Origin of the sequence: Ruegeria sp. Alg231-54, assembly GCF_900143525.1 — a bacterium.
In the GTDB taxonomy this organism is placed as follows: domain Bacteria; phylum Pseudomonadota; class Alphaproteobacteria; order Rhodobacterales; family Rhodobacteraceae; genus Ruegeria.
Genome location: NZ_FREZ01000018.1, coordinates 1 through 12,153, shown reverse-complemented (window position 1 = coordinate 12,153; position 12,153 = coordinate 1). Strand labels below are relative to the sequence as shown.

Genomic DNA, 12,153 nt, shown 5'->3' with positions numbered 1-12,153 from the left:
GCGAACAACGTCGCAATATGTTGAAGGGGATCTGCCACAACCGCACAAATTCGCTGCATCCTTCAAATAAAGGTTGAACTTAGCCGATCAGAGTGCACTTGTAATTGAACAACATTGCCTCAAAGTTGACGAGACGGCACGGAAACTACCATCAATTGAGCGCGTATTTTGAAGCGCGCAAACTTATGGGAAAATCGTGCAAAATTATGCGCAAATACCGCGCAAAATTATGAGCGAGAACACGCGAAATTTCTAAATAAAATCAATGCTAGCAATGCAGCGTTATGCGCACACCTACAGCGTTTGTTGGCCGCTGGTCTGATTGTGGTGGCAGCTGTAATTGCTGGTTCGCCTGCGTCAGTGGCTGCGGAACACCTACCAACGCTGCTGCTATCCCTTGCCGCCCCATTTTGGTTTGGCTTCGGAATTTGCGTCCTGGTATACAGGTTGTCACGGATTGCGCCGTTGGCACGTATCGCGTCAGTTTCTCTGGGGGCTGTACTGGGCCTCGCGCCGCTCATCCTTGGAGCTGAGGTTGGAGAGCTTCTCCCAAGGGAACAATCCGATTGGCTTTTCATTGTTGGTATTGGTCTGGTTACCGCTTTCGTGCCCCAGCTTATCTACACGATATGCTCACCTGTTATTGGGGCTTCCCAAACTGCGGTCGTCGGAAGCATCGAATTACCCACGATGTTTGCCGTGGGATATCTTGCCTTTGGCGAAGCCATCTCTTTTCCTCAAGCTTTGGCATGTGCCTTAGTGCTGGGCGCAATCGCGATCACAAGAAGTAGAAAGACGCGCACCGTATCTACCGTGCTCGCAAAATCACCAAGGCGGTAGTACTGGGCTCGGTGCTGCCGTTCTCTGACGTGAGCAAGCTCTGCACGGGTGTTTATCGAGATGACGACGGAGCGGTGCGGGTAGTTTTCCCATCGATTACGGCACAGTCGTTGTTTCACGACTCGATGCCGGCACTGAGACGCGCAGCCAGGGGCAATGGACTCGTAACGGCCGTCCTTATTCGAGCTTTGCCGCGTATTGCTGAAGCAGCTCCAGAAGAAGATTTGCAGGCTGTTGTAGATGAACTATCTGCGGTCAGAGATGAGACCCGAGAAAGCGATATGCTTGAGCGCGATATTGATAATTTTTGCAGCCAAGTAGAAACCGCAATTGAACGATTTTAGTCAACCGTCCTAGACCTTTGCAGTCCAGTTCGGCTGGGGGGTGGTTTGTGAGTGGGCCATCCCCTAACTTATCGAGAAGTGCTTAAATGTCGGGATTGCCTTCAAATTCAAAAAAGCAAAAAAGCGGGAGATGAATGAAGACGGCAGCCTTGTCCGCTTCGGGCTACGAGCGCCGCTGGAAATTGAAGTTGAAGTGTCCTTGAAGTAAAATAGACTGGGAACTAACTGTTGAGGCAACTCGTTGTGAGGTCATCATGGCAGCCCCATTAGTCCAAAACTGGGAACTGACCGCCGCCATCCAGGACATAGCAGATTGGCTGGTTCAACAGGGCTTAGAGAATGCGCCTGTGGAGCGCTGGCTTGAAGCATTCTGTAACCGTCTTGTTTCGGCAGGAATTCCGCTTCAAAGAGCAAACATCACTGTTCGCGCTCATCATCCCGAGATTGGGACTGTCGCTTTTCGCTGGCACAGGGATGGCGGTCATGAGCGAGAGAACTTTGTCCGAAGAACGGATGCGCCTGAGGAATACGTTCTAAGCCCGATTTACTATCTTTTGGCGAATAACGTTGAAGAGATCAGGCAAGATCTGACAGTCGAAGAACCCGCGCTCAACTTTCCGATTTTCGACGAACTTCGCGAGCGCGGTGCAACTGACTACTTCGCTGTTAAACGGTTTTTCCTTATTCAGGACAATACTACGCCAGTCGATCCAATGCAGGCCTATGAAGGTGCTATAATCTCGTTGACAACCGACGCGAGCGGGGGTTTCACAAGCGAGCAACTTGATGGTTTGCGTCAACTGATATCTCCACTTTGCCTGACGCTGAAATGTGGGGCGAACCGATTGATGGCTGAAGACATTACAGCCGCATATCTGGGCAAAGACGCCAGTAGGCGCGTTCTTTCCGGGGACATCACCCGAGGTTCATCGGAAACTATTTCAGCGGTGATTTGGTATTTTGACCTGCAAGGATTTACCAAATTGTCAGAGGCGCTTCCGGGGGACTCAATCATAGGATTGCTAAACGACTACTTCGCGGAAGCTGTTGACGTAGTCGAACGCAATGGCGGTAACGTTTTAAAATTCATGGGAGATGGAATGCTTGCCATCTTCGATATCAATCAAGTTCCGGACGCTCGCCGCGTCGCAATTTACGCGGCAGCGGAGTTGCGAGATACTTTTGAGGAACTCAACCAACGACGGCAAGCGGATGGTTTGCCAACGACCGGCTTCACTCTTTCGTTGCACGCAGGCGATGTTCTTTACGGCAATATTGGCGGTAGGTCTCGCTTGGATTTCACAGTGGTCGGCCCAGCGGTAAATACAACTTCGCGCATTTTAGGTATGTGCAGCGCGCTTGATCAGAACATTGTGGTTTCCGACAAGGTGGCGAGCGACTTGGTGGGCTCCGTTCCAAGTCTTGTTTCCCTGGGGCAATACAGATTGCGCGGTGTTGCTGAAAGACAGGAGCTGTTCACGATAGACTAACTGCCGCTATTTGGAAGCTGCCGCAATGGGGTGTTGACCTGCGTCAAAGCAAAGGTAGCCGGATTGCTACTAGGTTGGTTTGCACATGGAACAGAACTGTTGGATCAAGCGCCCGCGCAGAGCGGCATTCTTGGTCATAGTGATTGCATTGTCAGGGTGCACGGGCAGGCACCACCAAGGCAATTGGCATGGCCACGGCTTAGAAGGTTGCTATGGACCTCACCACGACGTTGATCGCGAGGTCCATTGCCGAACGCTCGAGTGAACGTGAGCCATACGCGACGCAACTCACAAAACGTTTGGCGACCAATGTTAATTGGATTGAGATTCAGATCTTGTATCGAAACTGCCCGTTTGATGCTCAGTCCGGTAACATTGAAAAGTTTGGCCTTGGCACAATATCTTTGTAGTCCCATGAGGAAGCGGAGAAGAGACCAATGAAACGACGCGAATTTTTACTAGCGGGTACAGCAGCTGTGTTGGCTACTCCTTCCGTCGGACAAGATGCCCCACTCATCAAAGTCTACAAGACGCCAACCTGCGGCTGTTGCGCCGCTTGGGTAGATCACCTGATTTCCGCAGGATTTCGCGCCGACACGCTAGACGTGGAACAGGAGCAACTGTGGTCGCTAAAAGAACAAATGAAAATCTCAGATGAGCTTTCCAGTTGCCACACTGCAATTGTTGGGGACTATTTTGTCGAAGGTCATGTCCCAGCAGAAGATATCTATCGACTTTTGTCCGAACATCCTGAAGGCCTCGGCCTGACAGTTCCAGGCATGCCGATGGGTTCACCCGGCATGGATTTTTCAGACGAACTACAACCTTATGAAACCTTGCTCGTTGGTCTGGATGGGACGACGAGTGTGTTTGCTCGACACAGCTAAGAGATTGGATGAAGAACAATCAGATTTCCCAGTTCCATGTCCAACACCAGATTACGCTGACTTCAAAAGAATTCAGCTGCAACCGTTGTGTTTTTTCTACATGGCTGGGTCGTGGCCTTCGGGCACATTGGAGCACGGGTCGTTCGCATAGGCGTCTGGGGTACGGCAACAGGATGGCCTGACCTAATAGTTGCTGCGATCATGGCAAGCCTCTTCTTGTCATCTTCGTACCAGATTATTCGTAAGGCACTTGAGGAACGGCGCGAGGAAGCAGTGCATGAGCATGGAACAGTTCGGACAAGCTGACATTCGCTGCTGAGGGCAAACTACACAGGTATGGGCTCCACGCGGTCATTCGCAATATCGCGATGTATGTCCACTTTGCGGACTTTTCTGCCGATTCTGAACACCTTGCGCATGACACTCAAGCGCGGCAAAGCAGTCTTTGGTTCAGCGCTATTGGTCTATTTGGTCAGTGCCCAGCTTGGTTTGCCCGGACGAGACAGATGAAGATCGCCTCTGTTGGCTCGGGGTATCGAGGGCACCTCCGCTCGCCGGGCCGCGTAGCGGCTAAATCAGCATTCGGTCGAGCCAGAGGTGTCGGCGTGTGCGAAACTGCTTGATGCCGACTTCCATGCCCTTGTGCCCCTTCTTGGGTTGCGCAACGTAAGTGCCTAGAAGTCGGTCCCACCACGGTAGATTAAAGCCAAAGTTCGAGTTGGTCTCGCTTGGATCGACTGAATGGTGGACTCGGTGCATGTCTGGAGTGACGACGATCCATCTGAGAACTCGATCCACCGGACGCGGCAAATCAATGTTTGCGTGATTGAAGAGCGTGGTAGCGTTCAGGGTCACCTCGAAAAGGAGCACGGCGACAGCGGGCGGCCCCAAGGTTGCTACGACCGCTAGCTTGATCCCCATCGAGATGAGGATTTCTACCGGATGGAAACGCAAGCCAGTAGTCGCGTCAAAATCGAGGTCGGCGTGATGCATCCGGTGCAGACGCCAAAGCCCCGGTACGGCGTGGAACATCACATGCTGAAGATAAATTGCGAGATCGAGAAGCAGCATGGAGACCACGATGGCAACCCAAACCGGCGCCTCGATGTTATTGAAGAGCCCCCATCCGCGATCCTCGGCCATGGCTGCGAGACCAACTGCGAGGATTGGAAAGGTCAGCCGCAGGATGGCGGTGTCGAGCACCACGAGCGCAAGGTTGTTTGTCCATCGGATAACGCGCGGAATATCCCGTCTTCGCCGGGGTGCGGCCACTTCCCAAAGTGCCATCGCCGCCAGGACGGATAAGAAGGCAATAAGACGGATAGTTGGTTCAGCAGCTAGGATTGTGTCGGACATGGACATCCACTATTCGGGTTTCCGTCGCGATAGAATTGCAAGCTGTTCTAGGCGACGCCCGCTCCAATGTAACGCAGACATGCAAGCGATACCATCTGAGGGCGGCTTGGTCCGCTTAGCGGAACTTCCGATGGTTTTCGGGAATGACCGTTTCCGGCAGGAAGCAGAAATTTAAGTCAAAAAAACGAGTCGATATTGTATGATGTCTGCTTTCACCGAGACCGGGCATTCAGAAAAATAGGCTTTATGTCCGAGTTGCGGACGAAGCAGCCGTCGGGCCTGCCAGGATGAGTGTCCGGTTCGGCGAACAACTCAGTTTTTTCGCCGTCCTCGACTTCTTGCAATCCGAGTAGGATCATCATGATCGCCCCAATCGCTTCGAGCCAAACTATTCGGGATGAGGTTTCCAGCATGTTTGGATCTCCCAATCCAGATTGTCTTACACATTGCTTAGAAACACAAAAGTGAAAGATCCACAGGACATACAAGGTCTACAAATAACCTTCTCCTCCCTTGGTACGCGGCCATTTCCAAGTCTCTGTAAGAGTTTGTAAAGTTGACCCTCATTGATTTTAAAGCTGCAGTTGCCGTCATTGCCATGCGCTACAATAGACCGTAGGCTGGATCAAAAACCGGGGTAGAGCATGCACGCTACAAGGTGGGTAATATTATCGGCTGGATTTTTTGCTCTGGCCGCAGCGTCGTGCACAGATTTATATCCTGACGCCGATGTCATGCCCACTCGCGCTGATGGGGCGGTCTTTTTCTCAGAAAACTGTACTTCTTGTCATGGTGTGGATGGCAGAGGCGGTGGCCCGGCAAGCAGCGGTCTTTCCGTTGCGCCAACAGATTTGACAACATTGAGCGCGAAGAACGGAGGCAATTTCCCTCAAGCACGCTCACTAAGTTACATCTATGGCGACCCAGAAAACAGCCACCTTGCTCGGGTTATGCCGGAGTTTGGTGGGGAAATGGCGGAAGACCTAGTTCCGGTTGAAATCGAGGGTGTCTTGACGCCCACTCCGCGGGAATTAGCAGGGTTATTGTTTTTCTTAGAAAGCATCCAACATTAGATTAGTGTTCTTGGCGCTATGTCAGCAATTGACCGTTTGCCGGTGTTCTGGACTTGCACCTTTTTGACCCGGTGACTATTGCAGGCCTAGTATTGTGAAGCGCCGTGGTCAGCTAGGCGTAAGCAGTCACTCAAAATCTTTTGGCCGAATTGGCAAGTCGAGCCCAGTTCTGGCTAAATGCGAGTTGACATATGATTTATGTCAAAGAGTCGAACGTGCTCACATGCTAAATTTCGAATGTTAAATGGTGAAGCTGTTCTGAGCTCGCTTCTGCCTGTCCCCATCAATCGGTTTTGGGTCACAGGATAGCAAATGTTATATGGTAAAGGACCGACGTTGACCGGGGGAAGATGTCGGTCCATTTCTGTTGTAGTAAACTCTCGTTTGGCAAAGGACCTCCAGCTTATGAGGTACTTTATGATCGTTTTAAGCATAGTCATTTCTTCGGTTCCAACGATATCTGCGGCCGACGAGTTTTTGGACCTTGGGAAAGGACTTTTTTTCGAGCATTGCACTAGGTGTCACGGAGTCGATGCGACAGGAAATGGGCCTGATGCCACTGATTAGAAAACAGAGCCTGCTGATTTAACAAAGATTTCCGAACGCAGAGGGGGTGTGTGGCCCATGTTGGAGGTCATGTCGATCTTGGACGGTTACTTGAAAGTACAAGAACCTCGCGATGACATGCCGATAATCACTGAATTGAATGACGGCCCTGCTGTCGAATTCGATATGGGCAACGGTTTGGTTACGCGTATTCCTTCCAGACTTATCGAAATTGCTGAGTATTTGGAGAGTATTCAGTCTTCGAAGCCGGAAGGTTATGTTCCGTGAAGTTCTGCTCCGCATTTGTGTACGCTAAAGAGTGCTGTGTTGGGCGGTTTCCGTATTCGCCAAGAAGCAACGAATATGAGGTTCGCGTTGTGGACGATGCCGTCGCGGTCTGGCCTAGCTTGCTTCAATATCAGGACTCGCGCTTCACAGCGGTCTAATCCAAGACTTCTTGTAACACTTCACCGCTCGCACCATTAGGACGCGCCGTGCTCAATAAAGCAGACAGTGTGGATGCGAGAGCAGTCGTGCAAACCCGGCGTGCGACCCGTTGCGGTTTTAAGTTCGAGCCAGCAAAGATAATCGGCACATGTGTGTCACCGCGCCACGGCGACCCGTGGGTGGATGTGACGGACAGGCCATCGAATTTTGCGATGAACCAGCCGGGTTTGAAGACTACGTATATGTTCCCGGATCGGGTGGGATGATAGTTGTTGCTGACCAGGCGCATGATGTCGGTATCGGGCAGGAGGTTTGCTTCGATAGCCGTACTGGGGACGGCGAATGCCACTTCGGGAAAGGATAGAAGCTCTTCTGCAATAGCTGACTCCAACGTGGGTAAATCAATATCACTGCGAGCCAATACTTCTGGGGCGATATTGAGATAGGGGTGATTATAACCCTCAAGCAATTTCCCGGTGATCCCAAACCGCTCCTTAAGCCTGGCTATCTGTTCCGTCGGGTCCCATGTGTCCGGAGCAACAAGGCCAGTTCGGATGCCAACACTCTCCAAATAGCCCGGCGCATCGGTGGTGCCGTGGTCCGCCGATAGAACGATCAAAACGTTTTCCAGCCCAATCCGTTCGTCGATAAACGCGAAGAGATTCATGAGAGTCTGATCGAGGCGGTATATCGTGTCCTCGGCTTCAAGACTGGAGGGGCCAAACACATGGTTGACGTAATCCACGGACGAGAAGCTAATCGCCAGATAATCCGTTACCGCGTCTTGCCCGATATCCTCGGCATCAATCAATCGTTTGGCAAATTGCGCCGTCAGATCGTCGCCAGCGGGACTAAGCGTTAAAAAGGCCGTAAAGTAGGGATTTTCTAGCGGGTCAAACCCATTTTGCGTCGAAGAATAGCGATGAGGAAAGGTTATGCCGAACCCGGCGACATCCGTCTCCCATGGTTGGTTGTCACGGTCGCCAAAGAGATAGGCTTCCTTCGGGTGCATCAATTCCCAAGAGGTTCCTTCAAAGGAGGCACTCGGCGATGCGTCATTCCAGACAGAAACCCAATCAGGGTATTTGTCGTAATAATACGAGCTTGTGACAAAACGATTTGCGGCTTTCGAGAACCAGAAGGCTTTGCCGCTTTGTCCCGCCATTGTAATAGCCCCACGGTCTTTGATTGAAACTCCAAAGACCTTGGCCGCACCAGCAGTGGAAGCGCTTAATTCGTCCGAAAGCGTCGTAACAAGCATAGCGCGTGGTGACCGCCCATCTGTGCCAGCTGCCGCCTGTGTTGGGTCAATTTCAATATCATCATTGACGCCAGCGCCATCCCCAAGAAGCGGAGCGGTGCTGTCTTCAACGTTGTAAACAACGCGGTCCAAGGTTCTGTCGAACCAAATGTTTCCGATCATCCCGTGCACTGCCGGTGTTGCCCCGGTCGCCAATGTGGCGTGCCCGACAACAGTCTCTGTATTGGCATGGCAATGATGGGCGTCCAGATAGTGTACACCGTTTTCTAGTAAATACTTAAGGCCACCCTCTCCAAGATTCTCATAGTAGCGTGTCGGCAGATCGCCCCGAAACGCGTCAACGGTCAGCTGTAAAACGAGACGAGGAGGTTCTTGTGCATACGCAGAAGCGCCTGCAACCAACCACAAAGACAAACAAGCTCTCAGTGTATTGGTCATAGTGTTTCCTTTCGCTGTATTGCGCAGCAGGTTGGCGGCGACCGCAATTGCACGCTAGAACAACCCGTTTCAATACCAAACTGATAACAAAAACGCTTCAAGTCTACTTCTTGAGACCTATCGCGAAAGAGCCTGCAACACCCAAACCGGTGTTCATACAAACAATTGCTTGGAACTGAGGTGCCCGGATCGGTTTTGATCCAAAACAAGGCTTTGAGTCTTTTGAGACACTAAACTCTGCGCCAGAAACCCTGTTTCAGGTGAAACGCTATGACCAAAAACCTATCGGTTTTTCTTATTTTGGCTGGTTTAGTAATTGCTGGTGCGTTGCTGTACGTCGTTGTTGCCGAGGATGGCGATGAATTGCCGGTCGGATTTGTGCAAGGAAACGGGCGGGTTGAAGCGGAACAAGTCGAAATAGCACCAACTAATGCAGGTCGGGTTGCGAAGGTAACGGCAACAGAGGGCAGTATGGTTGCAGCCGGTCAAATCCTGGCCGAAATGGACATAGACGAGCTATCTGCGGCCCTGGACCGGGCTAGAGCCGAAGTAGCCTTGGCAAATCAGACAAGGGCCGAAGCAGAAGCGCTCGTTGTGCAACGCGAAAGCGAACAGCGCAGGGCCGAGCAAGAGCTTGATCGTGCCACGGCGTTGCTGGCAGGACAAAACATCTCCAAAACTATTTTTGAAGATCGCGATACCACTCATAAGGTTGCTACAGCAGTATTAGGCGCCGCCAAAGCCCGAGTTGCAACCGCGGAAAGCCGTATTGCTGCCGCTGAGGCGGAAGTGCGTAGGATTGAGGCACAGATTGAAGACAGCGCTCTAGTGGCACCTTTGCCCGGACGCGTGCTTTACCGGCTTGCAGAACCCGGAGAGGTGGTTGGCGCGGGCGAACCAATCCTGACTATTCTTGGCCTTGAGAATGTTTACATGGAAGTTTTTCTTCCGGCGCGTGAAGCCGGACTTTTGCCCATTGGAGCTGAGGCTCGCATCGTGCTCGACGCTTTGCCGGAATATGCAATACCAGCATATGTCAGCTTTGTTTCTCCGGAGGCACAATTCACCCCCAAACAGGTCGAGACCCTGGATGAGCGAGAGCAACTGGTTTTTCGCGTTCGCGTCCGTATCCCAATAGACTTGGTTGAAAGTCGGATTGAGCACGTCAAAACTGGTCTGCGCGGTGTCGCGGTGATCCGGCTGAACCCAGCCGCTGCTTGGCCTGAGGCGCTTGAACAACGCATCCCAGCAGAGCTGTTCGAATGAGAGTAGAGGACGGAACCTACGATATTCGAATTTCAGGTGTTACGCACCGCTATCGCAAGCATGTCGCATTGGATTCTGTTTCGTTAGAACTGCCAGGCGGCCAGCTTGTTGGCTTTATCGGGCCGGATGGGGTGGGAAAGTCTACACTGCTTGGTTTGATCACCGGCGCAAAGAAACTGCAATCCGGTAATATCGACGTTCTAGGCGGCCCGATTGGCGATTCTGGTCATCGGCACAGCATTTGCCCAGCCATCGCTTTCATGCCGCAAGGGTTGGGTCGAAACCTGTATCCGGAGCTGTCTGTACGCGAGAACCTCGAGTTCTTCTCAGGTCTCTTTGCTCAAGGGTATTCAGAGCGGGATGACCGTATCGCAGCGCTATTGGCTGCGACAGGGCTTGCGCAGTTTGAAGACCGTCTGATGGGCAAACTCTCGGGTGGGATGAAGCAAAAACTAGGCCTTTGCTGTGCATTAATCCATGACCCCAAACTTTTGGTTTTGGATGAGCCAACGACCGGGGTCGACCCGTTGTCGCGTCGGCAGTTCTGGGCTTTGATCGATGCAATCCGAGTAAAAAGCCCTGAACTGTCGGTATTGGTTTCAACGGCGTACATGGAAGAAGCCGACGGTTTTGACCGGATTGTCGCGATGGACGCGGGTCAAGTCATCTTTCATGGGAAGCCCGCCGAATTGAAAGGGAGTGATGTCGACCTCGAAATTGCATATCGGCGTCTGAGAGCACGGGAGTTGCCTGTCGAACCGGCGGGGAAAAACAAAACGAATGGGCAGATCGAAGCAAGCCCAGTGATAGTTGCGCGTGGACTGACACGACGCTTTGGTGATTTCACGGCCGTAGACAACGTCGACTTCACAATCAATCGCGGAGAGATATTCGGGTTTCTAGGATCAAATGGTTGCGGCAAATCAACGACAATGAAGATGTTGACTGGCTTGTTACCTTCCAGCTCAGGTGAAGCACTGTTATTTGGCAATCCTGTCGATGCGTATGATCGCAAAATGAGGCGTGAAATAGGCTACATGAGCCAGGCCTTTTCCTTGTATGGCGAGTTGTCGGTACATCAGAACTTACAATTGCATGCGCGGATATTTGCAATTGCCGACCGAGAACAACGTGTTTCGGAACTCACTGAGCGCTTTGGGCTTGAGGAGCACCGGCATACGTTGGCGACGGCACTGCCCTTAGGGATCAAACAGCGACTGTCGCTAGCCGTAGCAGTGATCCACCGTCCGCGGGTGCTAATACTCGACGAACCAACATCCGGTGTGGATCCAGAGGCACGCGATTCCTTCTGGGACTTGTTGATTGAGCTGTCGCGAAATGAGTCGGTAACGATCTTTGTGTCCACTCATTTCATGGGTGAGGCGGAACGCTGTGATCGCGTTTCGTTTATGCATGCTGGTAGGGTTCTAGCCGAAGGTACTCCGGCTGAACTGATCGCTGTTGAAGGGGCGGAAAACCTTGAAGACGCCTTCATTTCGATATTGGAAGTAGCAGAAAAACCAGTCTCTGTTGTCGCGCCAGAGGTGGGTTTTAGGACCAAATCCCACGCCGGGGGAGGAGCGTTTTCTCGTGTATTGGCTTATGCGCGGCGCGAAACCGTTGAAGTAGCTCGTGACCCGGTGCGTCTGGCTTTCGCGTTTCTGGGTTCTGCTATTCTAATGTTGGTTTTTTGCTTTGGAATTACGCTGGATATCGATGAGCTTGAATTCGCGGTACTTGACCTTTCTCAGGGGCCGCAGAGTCGTGCTTATTCGGCTGAATTCGCCGGATCGTCCTACTTTAAAGCCTCATCGCCGCTGCAAAGCGCCAGCGAAGGGCACGACCGTCTAGTGGCAGGTGAGGTCTCTCTGGTTGTTGAGTTGCCACCTGACTTGAGCCTCCCCAACTGAACTGGTCCACCGTTATGCTTAGGAAACGGAGGACCACGAATGGCAAACAAGAGACCGAAGCCCGAAGAGATTGTCTCGAAGTTACGGCAGGTTGAAGTTCTGATGGGGCAAGGCATGTCCCGACTTGATGCGATCAGACAGATCGGCGTTGTTGAACAAACCTATTACCGCTGGCGCAAGAAGTACGGCGGAATGGGCGTAGATCAGTTGAAAGAATTGAAGCGGCTTCAGAAAGAGAACGAACGATTGCGACGTGCGGTTTCTGATCTGACGTTGGACAAACTGATCCTGACGG

Annotated in this window: 12 protein-coding genes and 1 pseudogene; 10 read left to right on the top strand and 3 right to left on the bottom strand. The window is 52.0% G+C overall.

The genetic code is table 11. The annotated features are described in order from the left end of the window. Window positions 1–168 precede the first annotated feature (168 nt). The 4 genes from DHN12_RS21650 to DHN12_RS21630 all read left to right on the top strand — a co-directional run bounded on the left by DHN12_RS21650 (window position 169) and on the right by DHN12_RS21630 (window position 3,561). Window positions 169–840 (top strand): DMT family transporter, encoded by a 672-nt coding sequence (locus DHN12_RS21650; RefSeq protein WP_234416741.1) that lies wholly within the window; start codon window positions 169–171, stop codon window positions 838–840. Window positions 841–1,028: 188 nt separating this feature from the next. Next, on the top strand, window positions 1,029–1,184 hold the full coding sequence (locus tag DHN12_RS24530) for a hypothetical protein (protein ID WP_159090139.1): 156 nt from the start codon (window positions 1,029–1,031) through the stop codon (window positions 1,182–1,184). 254 nt (window positions 1,185–1,438) lie between these two features. Next, window positions 1,439–2,674 carry an adenylate/guanylate cyclase domain-containing protein gene (locus tag DHN12_RS21640; RefSeq protein ID WP_108862041.1) on the top strand — a complete coding sequence of 412 codons (1,236 nt, stop codon included), beginning with the start codon at window positions 1,439–1,441 and terminating at the stop codon, window positions 2,672–2,674. A gap of 437 nt (window positions 2,675–3,111) precedes the next feature. Further along, the gene (locus DHN12_RS21630; protein WP_108862039.1) at window positions 3,112–3,561 is read left to right on the top strand and encodes a DUF411 domain-containing protein; all 450 of its coding nucleotides are present in this window, start codon (window positions 3,112–3,114) and stop codon (window positions 3,559–3,561) included. Window positions 3,562–4,131: 570 nt separating this feature from the next. On the opposite strand, the gene DHN12_RS21620 is transcribed toward DHN12_RS21630, so the two are convergent. Then, window positions 4,132–4,917, bottom strand: coding sequence for a sterol desaturase family protein (locus DHN12_RS21620; protein WP_108862086.1), 786 nt, complete (start codon window positions 4,915–4,917; stop codon window positions 4,132–4,134). Between the two features lie 212 nt (window positions 4,918–5,129). Next, entirely contained in the window at window positions 5,130–5,330 is a 201-nt protein-coding gene (locus DHN12_RS21615; RefSeq protein WP_108862038.1) for a hypothetical protein, read from the bottom strand. Between the two features lie 231 nt (window positions 5,331–5,561). On the opposite strand from DHN12_RS21615, the gene DHN12_RS21610 reads away from it, so the two are divergent. The 3 genes from DHN12_RS21610 (at window position 5,562) to DHN12_RS21605 (ending at window position 6,824) form a co-directional block, all read left to right on the top strand. After that, window positions 5,562–5,990 carry a cytochrome c gene (locus DHN12_RS21610; RefSeq protein WP_306418422.1) on the top strand — a complete coding sequence of 143 codons (429 nt, stop codon included), beginning with the start codon at window positions 5,562–5,564 and terminating at the stop codon, window positions 5,988–5,990. A gap of 312 nt (window positions 5,991–6,302) precedes the next feature. After that, complete coding sequence (locus DHN12_RS25275) at window positions 6,303–6,557, top strand: c-type cytochrome (RefSeq protein ID WP_373455770.1); 255 nt, start codon at window positions 6,303–6,305, stop codon at window positions 6,555–6,557. A 117-nt stretch (window positions 6,558–6,674) separates the two neighbouring features. Further along, window positions 6,675–6,824 carry a hypothetical protein gene (locus DHN12_RS21605; protein ID WP_159090137.1) on the top strand — a complete coding sequence of 50 codons (150 nt, stop codon included), beginning with the start codon at window positions 6,675–6,677 and terminating at the stop codon, window positions 6,822–6,824. Between the two features lie 154 nt (window positions 6,825–6,978). Here DHN12_RS21605 and DHN12_RS21600 read toward each other — a convergent pair whose 3' ends face one another. Continuing rightward, window positions 6,979–8,682, bottom strand: a complete 1,704-nt coding sequence (locus DHN12_RS21600) for an alkaline phosphatase family protein (protein ID WP_108862036.1) — start codon at window positions 8,680–8,682, stop codon at window positions 6,979–6,981. A gap of 270 nt (window positions 8,683–8,952) precedes the next feature. Between DHN12_RS21600 and DHN12_RS21595 the strand changes: the two genes are divergently transcribed. The 3 genes and pseudogenes from DHN12_RS21595 to DHN12_RS21585 form a co-directional block, all read left to right on the top strand. Then, entirely contained in the window at window positions 8,953–9,948 is a 996-nt protein-coding gene (locus DHN12_RS21595) for an HlyD family secretion protein (protein ID WP_108862035.1), read from the top strand. Beyond that, window positions 9,945–11,465 (top strand): annotated as a pseudogene (locus DHN12_RS21590) (ATP-binding cassette domain-containing protein); the annotation flags it as partial. The gene DHN12_RS21595 and the pseudogene DHN12_RS21590, both read left to right, overlap by 4 nt. A 432-nt stretch (window positions 11,466–11,897) precedes the next feature. Further along, window positions 11,898–12,153 (top strand): transposase (locus DHN12_RS21585; RefSeq protein WP_159090135.1); only part of this gene is annotated, 256 nt, incomplete at its 3' end.

Bases quoted from the DNA above. Each gene is read 5' to 3' on its own strand.
- DHN12_RS21640 (WP_108862041.1), top strand. From the start codon at position 1,439: ATGGCAGCCCCATTAGTCCAAAACTGGGAACTGACCGCCGCCATCCAG.
- DHN12_RS21630 (WP_108862039.1), top strand. From the start codon at position 3,112: ATGAAACGACGCGAATTTTTACTAGCGGGTACAGCAGCTGTGTTGGCT.
- DHN12_RS21620 (WP_108862086.1), bottom strand. From the start codon at position 4,917: ATGTCCGACACAATCCTAGCTGCTGAACCAACTATCCGTCTTATTGCC.
- DHN12_RS21615 (WP_108862038.1), bottom strand. From the start codon at position 5,330: ATGCTGGAAACCTCATCCCGAATAGTTTGGCTCGAAGCGATTGGGGCG.
- DHN12_RS21610 (WP_306418422.1), top strand. From the start codon at position 5,562: ATGCACGCTACAAGGTGGGTAATATTATCGGCTGGATTTTTTGCTCTG.
- DHN12_RS25275 (WP_373455770.1), top strand. From the start codon at position 6,303: ATGTTATATGGTAAAGGACCGACGTTGACCGGGGGAAGATGTCGGTCC.
- DHN12_RS21605 (WP_159090137.1), top strand. From the start codon at position 6,675: ATGCCGATAATCACTGAATTGAATGACGGCCCTGCTGTCGAATTCGAT.
- DHN12_RS21600 (WP_108862036.1), bottom strand. From the start codon at position 8,682: ATGACCAATACACTGAGAGCTTGTTTGTCTTTGTGGTTGGTTGCAGGC.
- DHN12_RS21595 (WP_108862035.1), top strand. From the start codon at position 8,953: ATGACCAAAAACCTATCGGTTTTTCTTATTTTGGCTGGTTTAGTAATT.